Origin of the sequence: Streptomyces endophytica (assembly GCF_026153355.1) — a bacterium.
Taxonomy (GTDB): domain Bacteria; phylum Actinomycetota; class Actinomycetes; order Streptomycetales; family Streptomycetaceae; genus Streptomyces; species Streptomyces endophytica.
In genome coordinates, this window is record NZ_CP110636.1 from 1,197,651 (window position 1) to 1,215,286 (window position 17,636).

The 17,636-nt window shown below is 72.5% G+C and carries 11 protein-coding genes and 4 pseudogenes; 7 read left to right on the forward strand and 8 right to left on the reverse strand.

The window, feature by feature from the left end; translation table 11 throughout:
• Positions 1-205: 205 nt before the first annotated feature.
• Together OJ254_RS05415 and OJ254_RS05420 are read left to right on the forward strand one after the other, a co-directional pair.
• Positions 206-1,753: a PspC domain-containing protein gene (locus OJ254_RS05415; RefSeq protein ID WP_265361465.1), complete on the forward strand. Its 1,548-nt coding sequence runs from the start codon at positions 206-208 to the stop codon at positions 1,751-1,753.
• Entirely contained in the window at positions 1,750-2,064 is a 315-nt protein-coding gene (locus OJ254_RS05420; protein WP_265361466.1) for a hypothetical protein, read from the forward strand. The genes OJ254_RS05415 and OJ254_RS05420 overlap by 4 nt, the downstream gene beginning before the upstream one ends.
• A 24-nt stretch (positions 2,065-2,088) precedes the next feature.
• Here the strand turns inward: OJ254_RS05420 and OJ254_RS05425 are convergent, their stop codons facing one another.
• Together OJ254_RS05425 and OJ254_RS05430 are read right to left on the reverse strand one after the other, a co-directional pair.
• Positions 2,089-2,634, reverse strand: a complete 546-nt coding sequence (locus tag OJ254_RS05425; RefSeq protein WP_265361467.1) for a DoxX family protein — start codon at positions 2,632-2,634, stop codon at positions 2,089-2,091.
• Positions 2,635-2,989: 355 nt separating this feature from the next.
• On the reverse strand, positions 2,990-4,267 hold the full coding sequence (locus OJ254_RS05430; protein WP_265361468.1) for a hypothetical protein: 1,278 nt from the start codon (positions 4,265-4,267) through the stop codon (positions 2,990-2,992).
• A 352-nt stretch (positions 4,268-4,619) separates the two neighbouring features.
• On the opposite strand from OJ254_RS05430, the gene OJ254_RS05435 reads away from it, so the two are divergent.
• Together OJ254_RS05435 and OJ254_RS05440 are read left to right on the forward strand one after the other, a co-directional pair.
• Complete coding sequence (locus tag OJ254_RS05435) at positions 4,620-5,339, forward strand: hypothetical protein (protein WP_265361469.1); 720 nt, start codon at positions 4,620-4,622, stop codon at positions 5,337-5,339.
• 9 nt (positions 5,340-5,348) lie between these two features.
• A pseudogene (locus OJ254_RS05440) lies at positions 5,349-6,106 on the forward strand (bestrophin-like domain).
• Between the two features lie 133 nt (positions 6,107-6,239).
• Here OJ254_RS05440 and OJ254_RS05445 read toward each other — a convergent pair.
• Positions 6,240-7,031: pseudogene (locus OJ254_RS05445) on the reverse strand (class II aldolase/adducin family protein); the annotation flags it as partial.
• Positions 7,032-7,214: 183 nt separating this feature from the next.
• Here OJ254_RS05445 and OJ254_RS05450 point away from each other — a divergent pair.
• Positions 7,215-7,712 (forward strand): SRPBCC family protein, encoded by a 498-nt coding sequence (locus OJ254_RS05450; protein WP_265361470.1) that lies wholly within the window; start codon positions 7,215-7,217, stop codon positions 7,710-7,712.
• A gap of 128 nt (positions 7,713-7,840) precedes the next feature.
• Here OJ254_RS05450 and OJ254_RS05455 read toward each other — a convergent pair whose 3' ends face one another.
• The 3 genes from OJ254_RS05455 to guaA all read right to left on the reverse strand — a co-directional run bounded on the left by OJ254_RS05455 (position 7,841) and on the right by guaA (position 11,140).
• Positions 7,841-8,734, reverse strand: a complete 894-nt coding sequence (locus OJ254_RS05455; RefSeq protein WP_265361471.1) for a 2-hydroxy-3-oxopropionate reductase — start codon at positions 8,732-8,734, stop codon at positions 7,841-7,843.
• Positions 8,735-8,830: 96 nt separating this feature from the next.
• On the reverse strand, positions 8,831-9,433 hold the full coding sequence (locus tag OJ254_RS05460) for a Uma2 family endonuclease (RefSeq protein ID WP_265361472.1): 603 nt from the start codon (positions 9,431-9,433) through the stop codon (positions 8,831-8,833).
• Between the two features lie 120 nt (positions 9,434-9,553).
• Positions 9,554-11,140, reverse strand: coding sequence for a glutamine-hydrolyzing GMP synthase (gene guaA, locus OJ254_RS05465; protein ID WP_261956134.1), 1,587 nt, complete (start codon positions 11,138-11,140; stop codon positions 9,554-9,556).
• A 251-nt stretch (positions 11,141-11,391) separates the two neighbouring features.
• Between guaA and OJ254_RS05470 the strand changes: the two genes are divergently transcribed.
• On the forward strand, positions 11,392-11,736 hold the full coding sequence (locus tag OJ254_RS05470) for a chorismate mutase (protein WP_265361473.1): 345 nt from the start codon (positions 11,392-11,394) through the stop codon (positions 11,734-11,736).
• Between the two features lie 1,100 nt (positions 11,737-12,836).
• The gene (locus OJ254_RS05475; protein WP_265361474.1) at positions 12,837-13,937 is read left to right on the forward strand and encodes an LAETG motif-containing sortase-dependent surface protein; all 1,101 of its coding nucleotides are present in this window, start codon (positions 12,837-12,839) and stop codon (positions 13,935-13,937) included.
• 55 nt (positions 13,938-13,992) lie between these two features.
• Here OJ254_RS05475 and OJ254_RS05480 read toward each other — a convergent pair.
• Together OJ254_RS05480 and OJ254_RS05485 are read right to left on the reverse strand one after the other, a co-directional pair.
• Positions 13,993-15,818: pseudogene (locus tag OJ254_RS05480) on the reverse strand (GMC oxidoreductase).
• Between the two features lie 58 nt (positions 15,819-15,876).
• Positions 15,877-17,548, reverse strand: a pseudogene (locus tag OJ254_RS05485) (succinic semialdehyde dehydrogenase).
• Positions 17,549-17,636: the final 88 nt, after the last annotated feature.

Sequence of the window (17,636 nt, forward strand, 5' to 3'; positions counted from 1 at the left end):
AGTCTCCGGCGGCGGCGGTCAGCCCCCGGCCCACCGCTGGCAGGTTCGGGTCCGCCGGTCCGGGCGGAACCGCGTGGCATATGCCCGTCGGCGGGGGATTTCCGCACGGCCCTGAGAAGTGTCGGGGGTGCCGGCGGCGGATCTCAGGGATCTGCCAGGGTTTCCACGGATGCCGCGGCCGCGTTGATCTTGTCACCATGGGTCCATGAACGAAGCAGCCCCCGTCGCGGAGCCGGCGCCGTCCGACCCCGCCGGCCCCACCCCACCGCATCCGCCGCTGCGCCGCAGCCGGCGGCACAAGGTCGTCGCCGGGGTGTGCGGCGGGCTGGGCCGGCAGTGGGACCTCGACCCGGTCATCTTCCGGATCGTGCTGGCCGTGCTCTCCGTCGGCGGCGTGGGCCTGATCCTCTACGGCTTCGCCTGGCTGGCGATCCCCCTCGACGGCGAGGAGGAGAACGAGGGCCGCAGGCTGCTGTCCGGCCGCGTCGAGGGGTCCGCACTGACCGCCCTGCTCTTCGCGCTGGTCGGCTGCGGACTGTTCCTGACCACGCTCGCCAAGGGCAGCATGATGTCCTTCGCCATCATGTTGCTGCTGGCGGTGGGCGGTTCGGCGTACTGGTCGCGGCGGCGCCGGCAGGCGGAGGCCCGGGGCCCGGAGTCGATGGACGCCGCCACGGCCCAGGCGGTCGCCGACGCCCCGCCGGAGACCAAGGCGCCGCCGGTGCCCACCAGCCCCTCCTGGTGGCGCGATCCGCGCTCGCGGGACGCGGCCGGCGGGGGCTATCTCTGGGGCCCGGAGACCACCCCGCTCCCCCTGGACCTCACCTACCGCTTCACCCATGGCGCGGACGCGGCCACCGCTTCCGGTCGGGGCGCCTGGTCCGGCGCCGGCCGGCCGCCGGGACCGCCCGTCCCGGCGGGCGGCGCCCACCCCGTCGGCGGCCCGCGCAGGAACCGGCGCCCCGGGCGTCCGATAGGCGGCCGGACCTTCCTGCTCGCCCTGTTCGGCGGGGCCGGCACCGCCCTCGCCGTCGCCCGGCACACCACCTTCGTGCCGTCCGTCCAGGCGGGCCTGGCCGCCGCGCTGGTCGTCTTCGGCCTGGGGCTGGTCCTCAGCGCCTGGTTCGGCCGGACCGGCGGCGGCACGGTCTTCCTGATGGTGCTGACGGCCCTGATGCTGGCCGGCGTGACGGTGCTGCCGCGCACCTTCACGGCCGACTGGCAGAACCGCAGCTGGACCCCGACCACCGTCGCCGCCGTACTGCCGCACTACGCACTCGGCTCCGGCTCGGGCGAGTTGGACCTCAGCGAGTTGCCCCTCAAGGGCGGCCGTACGGTCCACACCCGCGCCGAGGTGGGCGCCGGCCGCCTCCTGGTGACCCTGCCCCCGGGCGTCACCACCCAGCTGCACATATCGGTCGGCCTGGGTGACATCCGGCTGCCCGGCGAAGCGGCCGAGCACGTGGAGCTGCTGGCGGGCGGTCAGGACAAGACGATCACGGTGCCCGCCGACGGCCTGAAGAAGGGCGAGAAGCCGCACGGCGTGCTCGACCTGGACCTCAGCGTCGGCGCCGGCCAGGTCGACATCCAGCGCGCCATGGCGGTCCCGGCGCCGATTCCGTCGACGTCCGCCTCGTCGACGCCCGTGCCGCCGGCCACCGCGTCCCCGTCGGCCACCACGCCCACGGCGCCCGCCGCCCCGCGACCGGCCGCGGCAACGGCCGCCCCGACCCGCCAGGGAGCCCCCCAGTGAAGCGCCACCCCTTCGAACCGGCCCGTCTGATCACCGGAGTCACCGCCCTCACCCTGGGCACGGGCTACGGCCTCGACGCCCTGGGCGTCTGGGAGGCGCCCGGTCCCTTGCTGCTCCTGGCGCTCCCCGCCGGCCTCCTCCTCTCCGGCATCACCGCCGCCGTCTGGTCCACGACCCGCCGCCACCACGCCGACCGCACAGACCACACCGACCACGCCGACCACCCTGACCGCACCGACCACCCTGACCGCACCAACCGCACCGACCGCACCGACCGCACCGAGGAGGGGCCCACGACCCAGCACCCATGACTCCCCGGGGCCCAAAGGGCGTCCCTAGCCAAACAGCTGCGCGCCGTGCCGTTTGCGGCGGTTGGCGAGGGCCGCGTCGAGGGAGAAGCGCGGCGTACCGGCCAGCACGAGCGGCAGCCAGGCGATCAAGTAGGCGAGGTCGTTGCCGTAGTAGTACGGCGTGGTCGCCCAGCTCACGGTGAGCCACAGCGTCAGCGAGATCAGCGCGCCGCCGAACGCCGCGAGCCGGCCGAGCAGTCCGACCAGCGTCCCCAGCCCGACCGCCAGCTCGCCCGCCGCGATGGCGTAACCGAAGCCCACCGGGCTCTTCTGTGCCAGGTCGACGAGTTGCGGCAGCGCCGCCGCGTCATGGACCTGACGCAGCATGTCCCCGAGCGAACCGGCCCCGCCGGCCGCCAGGAAGGCCGGGTCGGTCAGCTTGTCGATCCCCGCGTAGAGGAAGGTGGCACCCAGGAAGAGGCGCAGCGGGAGCAGCGCGTGGCGCCCCAGTTGTCCGCGCAGTCCGGTGCCGGGCCCGTCGGCGCCCGAGCTCGCCAAGTCGGCACCGATCGTGCGATTCGCGTGAACCATGACGTCCGCCTCTCCGTTGCCACCGGGAGCGACGATTGTGCCCGCGCCCGCGCCTCAGAGAGAGGTACGTACGCACCTGCGCAAGAGGTTCAACGGACCGATGCACTTCCGGCGACTGCTGCACACAGAATCGACACCCGGCGGGCCGGGTTCGGCGGAACCCACTCCCGACGAGGGGAGACCGAAACCACCGCACGCTTCACGTGGAGTCCGCACGTGGACTCCTCACGTGGAGCGTTCACAGGGAGTTGAGCCCGGCAGCACGCGCCCTGCCACTACTCTCGCCCGGGCACTCAGTCCCCACCCCGTAATCGCTCAGCCCCCCACCGTGATCGCTCAGCCCCCCCGTGATCGCTCAGTCCACCACGTCGATCGGAAAGGCCGCCGTCTCGACCCCCGCCGCCGTGACGACCCGGACCTCCACCCGGCCCGGTTCGACATCGACCGGGACCGGGACGGTGAGCACGCCGTCCGTGGGATTGGCGAAGCCGCCGGCCACCGGGACCAGCGGTACCGGGACGTGGACCGCGCCGATCCGTACGACGGTGCGGGCCAGCCGGTCGGGCGTGGTGGCCCCCGGGGGGACGAAACCGGCGCCGCGGATCTCGATGTCGTCGCCGGTGCGGACCGGCGCCGCGAGGTCACCCATTTCGCGCGCGCGGACCACCGAGAGGATCACCGGGCGGCCGCCGGTCACCAGCTTCCCGGCGAGGTACGCCGTCCCGGAGACGCCCGCCAGGGCCACCAACCCCCACGGCAGTCGCGGCGGTTGACCCGGCTGCCCGGCCAGCCGGACCAGGGCGAACGCCAGCACCGCGGCGTTGACCAGGACGTACTGCACGTCCAGGAAGCTGCCGCGCCCGGCGTCGTCCGTCAGCAGATCGGCGCCCCGCGGCCGCTCCGCGGGCACCTTCTGCAGCCATCCGGTCCGCACCCGCACGGCCACCAGCCCGTACGCCAGCACCGCCACCCCGCAGACGAGGCCGAGCAGCCCCAGCGCCGTACCGGAGTGCGCGAGCGCCAGGCCGCCGAGCAGGCGGTGCCGCTCGTCGGGGGCGGACGCGATCGCCAGCCGGACGGCCATGATCAGCACGGCGTACAGCACCACGGCCGCCCAGGCCGCGGCGACCGTCCGCGAGGTGGACAGCCGGCCGTCCTCCCCGATCAGCGGCGCCAGCGCACCGCCGTGCGACCGGTGCAGCCAGGCCGCCGCGGTCAGGCCCAGCGCCAGCAGGACGGCCGCGAGCAGCCCGGCCGTACGGAACGCCGTCCAGCCGGCGCCGATCGCGGTCAGCGCCTCGCCGACCAGCAGGGCCACCACCGCGCCCCAGACCACCAGCAGGGTGCGCCACCGCACGGCGTTCAGCCAGGCGACGCCCTCGGCGGCGCCGCGCCTGGCCAGCTCCCGGGCCGACAGGGTCAGTTCGTCGGAGACCCACTGGCGGGCGGCGCCGGCCGAGTGCGCGAGCCCGGCCGGGACGCCGCGCCCGGCGGCGAAGTCCTCGCGCAGCGCGACGAACGCGGCGACCGCCTGCCGGTGGCCCGCCCGGGCGCCGTGCGGGCACCGTCCGCACCGGCACTCATCACCGTCGGCGCGCTCCGCGCCGCCCTCCGGCTCGCCCGTTCCGGCCATGCTGGCCGCCGTATCAACCGACACGTCCGTTACCGTCCCGCCACCGCTGCGATCAACTCGTCCTGTGTAAAGGCGAATTGTGCCTCAAAAGGCGGCGGCGGCGAGCAACCGTCCAGCTGGTGACGGGTGGTACCGGCATCGCCACGTTGACGCCGCATCGCGCACGCGGACGCGTGGCATCGATACGTTGACGCGACATCGGTACGTCGACACAACCGCGGCGGCGGGACAGCGTCCCGGCCTCCCGCACATCCGCTCGGCGGCCGACCGCGCAAACCGGGCGCTTCCCCTATTCGGGCGAACCGTGGCACGGTGACGGCTGAGCCGTCCGCCCGCTGCGCAAGCTCTCGCCGTGTCCCAAATACACGAATCCGCACCACCGCACCCCCACCACGCACCACGCCACAGACCGGGCCGCCCCACGCCCAGGCGGGCGGGCTGTCTGGCCGCCGCGGCCACCGTCCTGCTGACGGGGATGGTGGCGCTGTTCGCCGCCGCGGCGCCGGTGAGTGCCGGTGAACCGGCCGCGGCCGGCGGGCGCATGGCCGTCCAGGGCCGGTACGCGAACGGGTTCGGCCGCCCGGCCGCCGGCGACAACTGCGCCTTCGCCGGGACCACACCGCCCGTGGACGTACCGACCGGCTTTCCCATGCCCCGCGGCTGGCACTTCCCCTGCACCAGGACCACGCGCCCGCCCGCTCCGTCCCAGCCACCGGCGCCGCGCCCGCGCCACCCCAGGCCCGCCCCGCCGCCACCCGCACCCCGGCCGACCCCACCCCCAACTCCCCCGCCCCCGCCCCCGCCACCGCCACCACCGCCCCCTCCCCCCTCACCGGCCCCCCGCACCCACGCCCCGGACCCGCCGCCCACACCCCGGCCGGAACCCCGCCGCCCCGCCTCGCCCGCGCCCGTGCTGCCCCGCAACTACGCCCGCACGTACCACAAGGCGCACGCCGGGCGCTCGATGGTGACCACGACCCTCCTGATCACCGCCCCGGCCGTGCTGGCCGGCGCCGCCCTCCGTCCCCGTTCGAGCTCCTCGTCCGGTTCCGCCGGGCGCCGTTCCTCGTAGGAGGTCCCCATGTCGCAATGGCTGGTGCTGGGCATCGCCATGGCCGCGGTCTGCGGCGTCGTCCTGATCATCACGGTCCTCAAGGAACGCCGGCTCGCCGACGACCACGACCCGACCGAAACACCCGATGTGATCGAGTACCTGACGATGATGGTGGGGGTGGTCTACGCGATCGTGCTGGGCCTGGCCATCGCCGGGGTCTGGGAGGCCCGGAGCGCGGCCGAGGACACCGTGCGGGCCGAGGCACAGGCGCTGCACGAGGTCAGCGCGCGGGCCCGGGCCTATCCCGCTCCGGTACGGGACCGGATCCGCTCGGACGTGGACGCCTACGCCTCCTACGTCGTCCACAAGGAGTGGCCGGTCATGTCCGACCAGGGCCGACTCACCCAGCGGGGCACGGAACTCCTGACGAAGGTCCGTGCCGACGTGACCGACTACCACCCGCGCAACGACTTCGAAGGGCAGTCCTACCAGCCGCTGGTCGACCAGATCGCGGTGGCCGACGGGGCCCGCAACGCCCGGGCGCACGCGGCCGATTCGACGCTGCGGGGGTGGTGTGGTTCGGGCTGATCGCCGGCGGTGCGATCTCCGTGGGCATCATGTTCACCCTGCAGATCCGGCGGTCCGGCCGGGAGATGCTGATGGCCGGCCTGTTCAGCGCGCTGATCGCCTTCCTGCTGTTCCTGGTCTGGGACTTCGACTCGCCGTTCAGCCGCGGCATCTCCGCCAGTGCGGACCCGTTCCGGGACCTCTTCCCGCACCTTTGATGGCGCCTCGTACCGCGGCTCGTACGGCGCCACAGACCGTGTGGCGTGAGCAGCCGTGAGCAGCCGAGAGCGGCCGTGAGCGGCGAAGTGGACCCCCGGGCAAGGCCCGGGGGTCCACTCGCGCACCGGTCTCCTAGTCGAAGAGATCCGGCTCGCTCCGCGTGATCTGCTGGTACAGCGGCTGGTAGTTGATCCACGCGACCAGGTCGTTGCCCAGCTGCTCACGCGTGTGGACGGCGTTGGGGTGGTCGATCAGGACCGGCTTGCCGGCGGCCTTCGCGGTCAGCTGGACCTGGCAGGAGCGCTCCATCGTGAGGAACCACCACGCCGCCGCGTCCACCGAGTCGCCGACCGTCAGCAGCCCGTGGTTGCGCAGGATCACCGCCTTGTGCGGTCCGAGGGCGGCCGCGATCCGGCGGCCCTCCTCCTCGTCCACCACGACGCCCGTGTAGTCGTCGAAGAGCGCGTGGTCCTCGTAGAACGCGCAGACGTCCTGGGTGATCGGCTCCAGCAGCTCGCCGAGCGCGGACAGTGCCCGCCCGTAGGTGGAGTGGCTGTGGGCGGCCGCGATGACGTCCGGGCGGGCCTGGTGGACCTGCGAATGAATCGCGAACGCCGCCTGGTTGACGTGGTAGCGGCCCTCGACGACCTGGCCCTCGGCGTTCACCAGGATCAGATCGCTGACGGTGATGTGCTTGAAGGACATCCCGAAGGGGTTCACCCAGAAGCAGTCGGGGAACTCCGGATCGCGCGCGGTGATGTGCCCGGCCACGCCCTCCTCGAAGCCGAAGCGCCCGAAGAGGCGCAGCGCCGCCACCAGACGCTCCTTGCGATGGCGCCGCTCGTCCTCGACGGTCTCGTGCGTCGGCGGCATGGCGAACTGCAGCTGGTCGGTGGGTATCGGCGTCGGTTCGGGCATCGCCGTTCTCCTTCTGGCATGTACCTGGCTCGTGCGGCTCGCAGCGGAAACTACCCTCCGCTACCCCAGGTAACCAGCCCCCCGACGTGCCCGGATGCGCCCACCGCCATGATGGGCGCACGGACGTACGGCACCGGACGGACGCCGGCGACGGTCGCCGGACGGCGGCGGTGCGGGGAGGGGTGGACGATGACGGCCCACAGGACGCTCTCGGTCAGCAGGGACATCGACGCGGCACCGGAACGGCTCTTCGCCGTCCTCCGGGACCCGGACCGGCACGCCGCGCTGGACGGCTCCGGGATGCTGCGCGGTCGCCCCGAGGGCCCGTCGCCGCTCGGCCCGGGCGACCGCTTCAGCATGGCGATGGCCCAGGGCCGGATCCCGTACCGGTCGGTGAACCTCGTGGTGGAGTACGAGCCGGACCGGCTGATCGCCTGGGAGACCTGGGGCGAGCTGGGCGGCCGCCGGCTCGTCGGTGGCCAGCGCTGGCGCTACGCCCTGACGCCCCTGGACGGTACGGCGGACGGTCCCGCCGCCACCCGGGTCACCCACACCTACGACTGGTCGCGCGCCCGCCTCCCCCGCCTCGTGATCGAACTCCCCGGCTATCCCCGGCGGATGGGCCCGGCGATGGCCACGACGCTGGAACGGCTGGCGGCAGCCGTACGGGAGGAAGAAAGCGGCTGACCGTGCCGGCGGCCGTACGGGAGGACGGAAACGGCTGACCGTCGCCGGCGGCCGTACGGGGTACGCACGGGGAGCGCACGGCTGACGGCGCGGCCGCTGGGCAGCAGAGCAGTTGGGCCGCTGGGCCGCTACGCCCCCCGCTCCCGCCCGTACCCGCTCAGCAGCTCGACGCCGCGCAGCAGCGCGGAGTGGTCCAGGGCGCCGTCGCCGCGGGCCACCGCGGAGGCGATCAGCTGGGCGGCGACGGCACCGGCCGGCAGCGTGGCGCCGACGGTACGGGCCGCGTCGGTGACGATGCCCATGTCCTTGTGGTGCAGCTCCAGCTTGAAGCCGGGGGCGAAGTCGCGGGCGAGGATCCCGTCCTTCTTGCGGGCCAGGACGGTGGAGCCGGCCAGGCCGCCGCCCAGGACCTCCAGCGCGGCCGCCAGGTCGACGCCGGACTTCTCCAGGAAGACCACGGCCTCCGCCAGGGCCTGCAGGTTGACCGCGACGATCAGCTGGTTGGCGGCCTTGACCGTCTGGCCCGCGCCGTGCGGTCCGCAGTGGACGACGGTCGCGCCGACCGCGTCGAAGACCGGCCGCGCGGCGTCGAAGTCGGCCCGCTCACCGCCGACCATGATGGACAGCACACCCTCGACGGCACCCGCCTCACCACCCGAGACGGGGGCGTCCAGCACCCGGATGCCCTTCTCGGCGGCCGCCTTCGCCAGGTCGACGGAGGTCTGCGGGGTGATCGAGGAGTGGTCGATGAGGAGGGTCCCCGGCCGGGCGTTCTCCAGGATGCCGTCGGGCCCGTACGCGACGGCCTCGACCTGCGGGGACGCCGGGACCATGGTGATGACGACGTCCGCGTCCCGGACCGCCTCGGCGATCGACCCGGCCTCCTTGCCGCCCGCCGCGACCAGCGCGTCCGCCCGGCCGGGGCTGCGGTTCCAGCCGACGACGGCGTGCCCGGCCTTCGCGAGGTTCACCGCCATGGGGCTGCCCATGATGCCGAGGCCGAGGAAAGCGATCGTGCTCATTGCGCCACACCCACTAACTTCCATATAGCGGATTCAGACTGCCGTAATACGAAAGCAATCCTGCGTCGCGGGTCGCATGCCGTCAACCGCTGCCGCTCAGCGCCGCTTGTTGATCGCGCTGAGATCGATGTCGATGGGGAAGGGGACGGAGACCTTGATCCGGTCGTGGTAGATGCCGGTGGGCGTGTACGCCCCGGTCGCCGGGTCGAGCTCGTAGACGTAGACGACCGGGAGGCCGTTGCTCTTCTCGACCCGCCAGAAGTGGGGGACACCGGCGGTGGCGTACTTGCGGGGTTTGACGTCGCGGTCGCGCGCCATGGAGTCGGGCGAGACGACTTCCACGGCCAGGACGACATCTTCCGGGCGGTACCACGTCTGGTCCACGTCGTCCGTGATGCCCTCCTGGCGGAACACCACGATGTCGGGTTCCGGTTGGTTCTTGCCGTCCAGCCTCACGGCCATTTCCCGGTCGACGTCCAGGTGGTCCGGCGCTTGAGCCAGGAGTGCGTTGTCCAAGAGGCGCATGGTGCGCGAATGGAATCGGGTCTGCGGACTCACGAAGACGAGACTCCCGTCGATCAGCTCCGTGTGCGGAGGAAGGTCCGGAAGCCGGTCGAGGTCGTCCGCGGTCCAGCCGCCCGGGGGCGGGACGGGGTAGTGAAACTGCTCGTCCAGCTCGTCCTCGGGTGCGGCACTCATGGTTGCTCCCATACAACGGAGTCTCGCCTGTGCAGCCAGCGTACCGAGGCTGAACGACAACGCCGCCGCTCAAACGAATGAGCGACGGCGTTGCATTGACATCAACGGGAGATCAGACGATCACTCCCACTCGATCGTCCCCGGCGGCTTGCTGGTCACGTCCAGGACCACCCGGTTCACGTCCGCGACCTCGTTGGTGATGCGGGTCGAGATGCGGGCCAGCACCTCGTACGGCATCCGGGTCCAGTCGGCCGTCATGGCGTCCTCGGAGGAGACCGGGCGCAGCACGATCGGGTGGCCGTACGTGCGGCCGTCGCCCTGGACGCCGACGGAGCGGACATCGGCCAGCAGGACCACCGGGCACTGCCAGATCTCGCGGTCCAGACCGGCCGCGGTCAGCTCCTCGCGGGCGATCGCGTCGGCCTCGCGCAGCAGGTCGAGGCGCTCCTTGGTGACCTCGCCGACGATGCGGATGCCCAGGCCGGGGCCGGGGAACGGCTGGCGGTGGACGATCTCGTCGGGCAGGCCGAGCTCGGTGCCGACCATCCGGACCTCGTCCTTGAACAGCTGGCGCAGCGGCTCGACGAGCTCGAACTCGATGTCGTCGGGGAGGCCGCCCACGTTGTGGTGCGACTTGATGTTGGCGGTGCCCGTGCCGCCGCCGGACTCGACGATGTCCGGGTAGAGCGTGCCCTGGACGAGGAAGGCGACTTCCTCGCCGTCGGCGCCGGCCTCGGCGACCAGCTCGGCCTGGGCCTGCTCGAAGACGCGGATGAACTCGCGGCCGATGATCTTCCGCTTCTGCTCGGGGTCGCTGACCCCGGCCAGTGCGTTGAGGAAGCGCTCCTCGGCGTCGACGACCTTCAGCTGGACGCCGGTGGCGGCCACGAAGTCCTTCTCGACCTGCTCGGACTCGCCCTTGCGCATCAGGCCGTGGTCGACGTAGACGCAGGTCAGCTGGTCGCCGATGGCCTTCTGGACGAGGGCGGCGGCGACCGCGGAGTCCACGCCGCCGGAGAGGCCGCAGATCGCCCGCTTGGTGCCGACCTGCGCGCGGATCGCGGCGACCTGCTCCTCGACCACGCTGTGCGTCGTCCAGCTCGGCTGGAGGCCCGCGCCGCGGTAGAGGAAGTGCTCCAGGACCTGCTGGCCGTGCGTGGAGTGCATGACCTCGGGGTGGTACTGGACGCCGTAGAGCTTGCGCTCGTCGTTCTCGAAGGCGGCGACCGGGACCAGGTCCGTGGACGCGGTGACCGTGAAGCCCTCGGGGGCGGCGGAGCAGGCGTCGCCGTGGGACATCCAGACCGACTGCTCGGCGGGGGTGCCCTCGAAGAGGGTGGAGTCGGTGCGGGAGACGGCCAGGGCGGTACGGCCGTACTCACGCGCGCCGGTGTTGTCGACGGTGCCACCGAGGGTGGTGGCCATGAGCTGGAAGCCGTAGCACATGCCGAAGACCGGCACACCGGCCTCGAACAGGGCACGGTCGAGGCTGGGGGCGTCCTCGGCGTAGACCGACGACGGTCCGCCGGAGAGGATGATCGCCTTGGGGTTCTTGGCGAGCATTTCGGCCACCGGCATGGTGGACGGCACGATCTCGCTGTAGACCCGGGCCTCACGGACGCGGCGGGCGATGAGCTGGGCGTACTGTGCGCCGAAGTCGACTACGAGGACGACGTCCGGGGCAGCGGCAGGGGGCGCTGATGGCACTTCGGCGGCCTTCCGGCGGTGTGGAGCAGGGTTGGACTTTCGATTCTAACGGGCTCATACTGTGGCCCATGTTCCAGCAGCTGACCTTCGTCTTTACCTATGGCACCGGCCCGTCCGGCTGCCATGGTCGTGCTGCTTGATCCACTGACGAGCAACTTCCCAGGCGCCCCGGGCCGACAAGGTCCGGGGCGCCTGCGTCTGTCCGGATCTCGATCATCGGCTCCGGGGCCACACCCCCAGGAGATACGGACATGAGCACCTCGACCGCCGGCCCGGCCACCCGTCCCACCACCGGCCCCGCCGCCGCCCCCTCATCCGCCCCCACGCCCGACACCGGCGCCCATACGCCGGAGGCCGCCGGGCTCATCGCCGACGCCCGGCGCCGGATCGACGATCTCGACGGCCGGATCATCGGTCTCGTGCAGGAGCGGATGGCCGTCTCGGCCGTCATCCAGCGCGAGCGGATCACCTCCGGCGGGCGCCGGGTGAACCTCTCCCGCGAGATGGAGATCCTCGCCCACTACCGCGACCAGCTCGGCAAGCCCGGCACCGCACTGGCCATGACCCTGCTGGAGCTCTCCCGGGGGCAGATCTGAGCCGGGCGGAGCACCCGCGGCCGTCAGTGGCCGATTCCGTGCGGTGAAGGGTCGGTTCCGGTCGCTGGGCGGTCGCGGGGTGGTCGATTCGGGGCGGGACGTGATCACCGTTGCGCCGGCGCGGCGCCGGTTCCGGGCATCGCGGGGCGCAGGCGGGGCGCATCGCAAAGGAGTGTGCGCCGGCGCAGCTGCCGGATTTGAGTTCGGTTGCCGACTCACCCGTACGGCGCGTGACCGGCCGCCGCGAGACTTCGTTGTTCCCGGTGCCACGCCAGCCAGGCGCGGCCTGCAGGACTACGCGTAGACGCCGCCCCACGGGCGGAAGACCGGAGCGATGAGACGCCGGCCGCCTTTCGCGGCCCGCGTCGTGGGACCTCGTTCCGGTGCCGTGACCGGTCAGCAGGGGACAGCAGCCCGGTCACAACCGATGGGGTGGTCGGTCCTGGGGACGCCCGGGACCGACCGCATCCGGTCGAAACGGTTGCGCCAGGTGAGGCGTATCCAGGACGATGCTTGACGAACGACATACCGCGCCTGGTATGGACTTTTGCCGTGCTGTGCGTCCGCGGACCGCGACGAACCGGCACGGCGACGGGTCCGGACCACCACGCGCACCGCACCATCGAGCACCACGCACGACCCCCGTAAGCCAGCGGCGCTACCCCCCCCCCCAGCGCCGCCCCTCGGTGCCGGCGCTGCCCTGACGCCGGCACCGAAAGCCAAGGGCCCGTGGCCGTCCGCACCCCCCTCGTGGACGGCATCCGGGGCCCTTCGCTATGGGGGGCCCAGGAGCCCTCGTCAGGGGCGTACGCCGGGCGCACGGTCGCCGTCGGCCGGTCCGTGCCACCGCTGCCCCCGGCCCCGCCCGTGGAGCGGTTGTGCGGCACCTGTGGGCCGGCTGTGTGACCACTGTGAGCGATGTGACCGGGTCACCGAAAGAATTCGGTTCGAGTGGGCAACCTTTTTCGGCCATGGCCGGTCATGTACGTGAAATCGCACGGCCATACCGCGCCCCCCAACGCGACGGCCAGCTATCAACTGGTGCCGACCCACGGCACATTGGACCCCGAGAGGTCTTCTCGATGAAGCTTCGCCGTGCCTTGACGGCTGCCGCTGCGACGGCCGTCATAGCCCCTGCCGCCCTGATGGCGGCCCCTGCCGCGTTCGCGACCGGCGCCGACGCCGAGACCAGCGCGAGCGCCGAGCCGACGCCGGGCACCCCCGGTCAGGACCAGACCACCGACACCACGACGCAGCCGGAGACGCCGGCGGGCGGTGACGAGACCACCGCGGGCGACGAGGCCAAGCCCGGTGCGGAGACCGGCGGCGAGACCGCGACCGGTGGCGAGACGGGTACCGGCGGCGAGACCGGTACCGGTGGTGAGACCGGCAACGGCGGTGAGACGGGTACCGGCGGCCCGGGCACCCCGGGTGACGACACCAAGCCCACCGGCGACCCCAAGCCCACCACCTCGGCCAAGCCCACCGCCAAGCCGACCGGCAAGCCGACCGACGACGACACCTGCGCCAAGCAGTCGGACGAGACGGCGATCAGCACCGAGCTGCGCGGTCTGCCGAGCAAGGTCGTGGCCGGTTCCGGCTGGAAGAACTTCACCTTCCGCGCCACCAACACCTCCGACAAGGCGATGAAGTCGGTCGACGCGTACGTCGCGCTGGACGCCATCAGCACCGACAGCTTCGACGACGTCTCCAAGCTGCTGACCGTGCAGTGGTACGACGAGGACTCCCACACCTGGGCGGCCATCACCGACGAGGACGGCTACTTCGCGTCCGTGGACGGTCTGAAGCCCGGTGAGTACGCCGACGCCAAGCTGCGTCTGAAGGTCGACGCCAAGACCCCGGGCAGCTACGGCTTCGCGTTCACCATCGGCGCGTACCACAACGAGGACGACGTCTGCGGCTTCTCCGACGTCGCGGAGTACGACTTCGACGTCCTGGTCGCCGGCAGCAAGCCGGGCAGCGTCCCGCCGGCCAAGAGCAAGCCGGGCAAGAAGCAGCCCAACAAGCCGGCTCCGCAGGGCGACCTGAAGGACCTCCCGGTCACCGGCAAGCTCGCCGAGACCGGTTCCTCGTCCGCGCTGCCGACCATCGCCCTCGTGGGCGGGGTCGCGATGGCCGTGGGCGCGGGTGCGCTCTTCGTCGTCCGCCGTCGTAAGACGGACGGCGCCGCGGCCGCGTAACCACGGGCCGTACACCACAGGGCCGTCGGGGAGCTCCCGACGGCCCTGTGCCGTGTTACGCCAGGGACTTCTTCGGCGGTACCGCCGGCACGGCCAGGAACGGCAGGTTCAGCGCGCCGTAGGCCTTCTCCGGGACGGCGGGGTGGACCGGCTTCACCGGGGCCAGCCGTTCGTAGGGCCGTCCCGGGGCGGGCCGCGGGTCCGCCTCACCCTTGTTGGCCACAGGGACATCGCGCGCTCGGCCTGCGCGGTGATGGTCAGCGACGGGTTGACGCCCAGGTTCGCGGAGACCGCGGCGCCGTCGACGACGGAGATGCCGGGGTGCCCGTACAGCCGGTGGTACGGGTCGATGACGCCGGTCACCGCCGAGTCGCCGATCGGGCAGCCGCCGAGGAAGTGGGCGGTGAGCGGGGTGCCCATCAGCTCGCCGACGTTGGAGCCCGCGAAGCCGTTGATCTCCTCGGCGAGCAGGGTCGCCGCCTTGGTGGCCTCCGGGATCTGGTTCGGGTTGGGGGCGCCGTGGCCCTGGCGGGCGGTGAGCAGGCCCTTGCCGAGGCCGCTCGGCTTCCGGTACGTGGTCAGCGAGTTGTCCAGGGACTGCATGACCAGGCCGATGATGGTCCGCTCCGACCACCGCCGGTTGGAGAGCGCGCGCAGCGCGAGCCAGGGATGGCGGGCCATGTTGGCCAGCCAGCCCCGGACCCGCCCCGCCGGGCGGTACGGCACCTGGAGGATCGTCAGCCCGCCCATCGAGTTGGAACCCTTGCCGTAGCGGACCGGCTCGATGTGGGTGTTCTCGTCGGGGTGGATCGACGAGGTGATCGCCACACCCTTGGTGAAGTCGGCCTTCTCCGCGCCGTGCCGCTTGCGGTAGCGGCGGTTGTCGGTCTGGGCGCCCACCAGGGCCTCGGAGTTGGTGCGGGTGAGCGCGCCGAGGCGGGCGGAGACGTGCGGGAGCAGCCCGCAGTCCTTCATCCGGTGCAGCAGGGTCTGCGTGCCGTACGTGCCGGCGGCGAGGACGACGCGGCGGGCGGTGAAGGTCCTGCCCTCACCTTTCCTCCTGTCGTCCGTCGGGAGCGTCCGGACGGCGAAGCCGCCCCGGGAGTCCTCGGTGAGCGCGACGACGGACGTCATCGGGTGGATCACCGCACCGGCCTGCTCGGCCAGGTGGAGGTAGTTCTCGTTGAGGGTGTTCTTCGCGCCGTGCCGGCAGCCGGTCATGCACTCGCCGCATTCGGTGCACGCCTTGCGGGCCGGTCCCGCGCCGCCGAAGTACGGGTCCGGCACCTCCTCGCCCGGCTTCGCCCGCGCCGTCCCGTCGGAGTCGTCGCCGTCCCCGAAGAACACCCCGACCGGCGCCATGTGGAAGGACTCCCCGACGCCCATCGCCTCCGCGGTCGCCTTCAGGTGGACGTCGGACGGGGTCATCGTCGGGTTGAGCCGCACCCCCAGCATCCGCCGGGCCTGGTCGTAGTACGGCGTCAGCTCCTCCTGCCAGTCGGTGATGTCCTTCCACTGCGGGTCGTCGAAGAACGGCTTCGGCGGGACGTAGAGGGTGTTGGCGTAGTTCAGCGAACCGCCGCCCACGCCGGCGCCGGCCAGCACCATGACGTTCCCGAGGAGGTGGATGCGCTGGATGCCGTAGAGGCCGAGGGCCGGCGCCCACAGGTAGTTCTTGAGGTCCCAGGAGTTCTTCGGCAGCGTCTCGCGGGTGAAGCGGCGGCCGGCCTCCAGGACGCCGACCCGGTAGCCCTTCTCGGTCAGGCGCAGGGCGGAGACCGAGCCCCCGAAGCCGGAGCCGATGACGAGGACGTCGTAGTCGTAGCCGCCGGCCCGGGTGCCGTCCGGGTCCTGGCTCTGGGCAGAGTTCTCCTGGGGCACTGGCTCTCCCTGCTGTTCGGGGGCGGAGGGGCTGGCTACCGGGTCTCCCGGAGGCGGGTCACCTCAGCCGGAACGCCTTCATCGCGCGCAGGCTGCGGGTCATGAACTGGGCGTACTTCTCATCGGTCATCCCGAAGGACGGCGCGAGCGGCATCACCCCGCTGGTGGGCGACGGTCTGCGCCTCGGTGTACTTGAGGATGCCCTCGGAGCCGTGCCGGCGGCCCAGGCCGGAGTCCCCCATGCCGCCCATCGGCGACTGCACGCTGCCGTAGCCGGCCGCGTACGACTCGTTGACGTTGACCGTGCCCGTGCGCAGCCGGGCGGCGACGGCCCGGCCGCGCCGGCCGTCCTTGGTCCAGACGCTGGAATTCAGGCCGTACGGCGTGGCGTTGGCGAGCGCCACGGCCTCGTCCTCGTCACGGAAGCGGTAGAGGGAGACGACCGGGCCGAAGGTCTCCTCGTCGCAGACGGCCATCGGGGTCTGCACGCCGTCGAGGATGGTCGGTTCGTGGAAGAACGGGCCGATGTCGGGGCGCGGGCGGCCGCCGGCGACCACTTCGGCGCCCTTGGCGACGGCGTCCTCGACGTGCCGGACGACGGCCTGGAGCTGGCGCTCACCGGCCAGCGAGCCCATGTCGGCGCCGTAGGCGAGGGAGTTGCCGAGCCGCATGGCCTTCGTGCGGGCGGCGAAGCGGGCGAGGAAGTCGTCGGCGACGGATTCGTGGACGTAGAGCCGCTCGATGGAGATGCAGAGCTGGCCGGCGGAGGAGAAAGCAGCCGCGGACGGCGCCCCCGCGGCCTTGTCCAGGTCGGCGTCGCGGAGCACCAGCATGGCGTTCTTGCCGCCGAGTTCGAGGGAGACGCCGATCAGGCGGGCGGCGGCGCCCTGGGCGACCTCGCGGCCGGTGCGGGTCGAGCCGGTGAAGGAGACGTAGTCGGCGTGCTTGACGACCTCGGGGCCGACGACCGGGCCCTCGCCGATCACGACCTGCCAGACGTCCTCCGGGAGCCCGGCCTCGATGAGCTGCTCGCGGGCCACAGCGCGGTCAGCGCGGTCTCGGTGTCGGGCTTCATCACCACGGCGTTGCCCGCGACGAAGGCCGGCAGGGCGTCGCCTATGGAGAGTTCGAAGGGGTAGTTCCAGGGGGCGATCTGTCCCACGACGCCGCGGGGGTGGCGGAGTTCGGTGACCTTGGTGAGGGTCGGGACGACGCCGGTGTGGCGCTTGGGGCGGAGGTAGGCGGGGGCCTTGCGGCCGTAGTGGCGGGCGGCGACGGCGACCGCCTGCACCTCCTCGTGGGCGTGCAGCCGGGCCTTGCCGGTCTCCAGCTGGATCAGGTCGAGCACCTCGGCCTGACGGCGCAGGACGAGGTCGTGGAAGCGCAGCAGGACCGCGGCGCGCTCCCGGACCGGGACCCTGGCCCAGCGCTCCTGGGCGGCCCGGGCCCGTTCGAAGGCGGTGGCGACGTCCTCGGGGGTGGACTCCGGCAGGTCGGCCAGCTTCTCGCCGGTGAACGGCGTGTGGTTGGCCGTACCGCCACTGCCGACCACGCCGCGGGTGAGCCGCGCGGCGACCTCGGGGTGACCACGTCGGCGGCGGTGCGGCTGCCCGCGGGGGCGGGCGCGACCGGATTGCCCTCGGTCGGCGCTGCGGGGGCCTCGGCGGGCGCGGTGGCTCGGGGGCCTCCGCGGCGGAGGCAGCTGTTCCGGTGTCCTGCGAGTCCGTCATGTCGGCGAGGGTATTCCTCCCCGGACGCTTTGTGTACCCGGCAGTAACGGGTTTTCACCGGCTGCCCACAACCGCGCCAGTGTCCGCT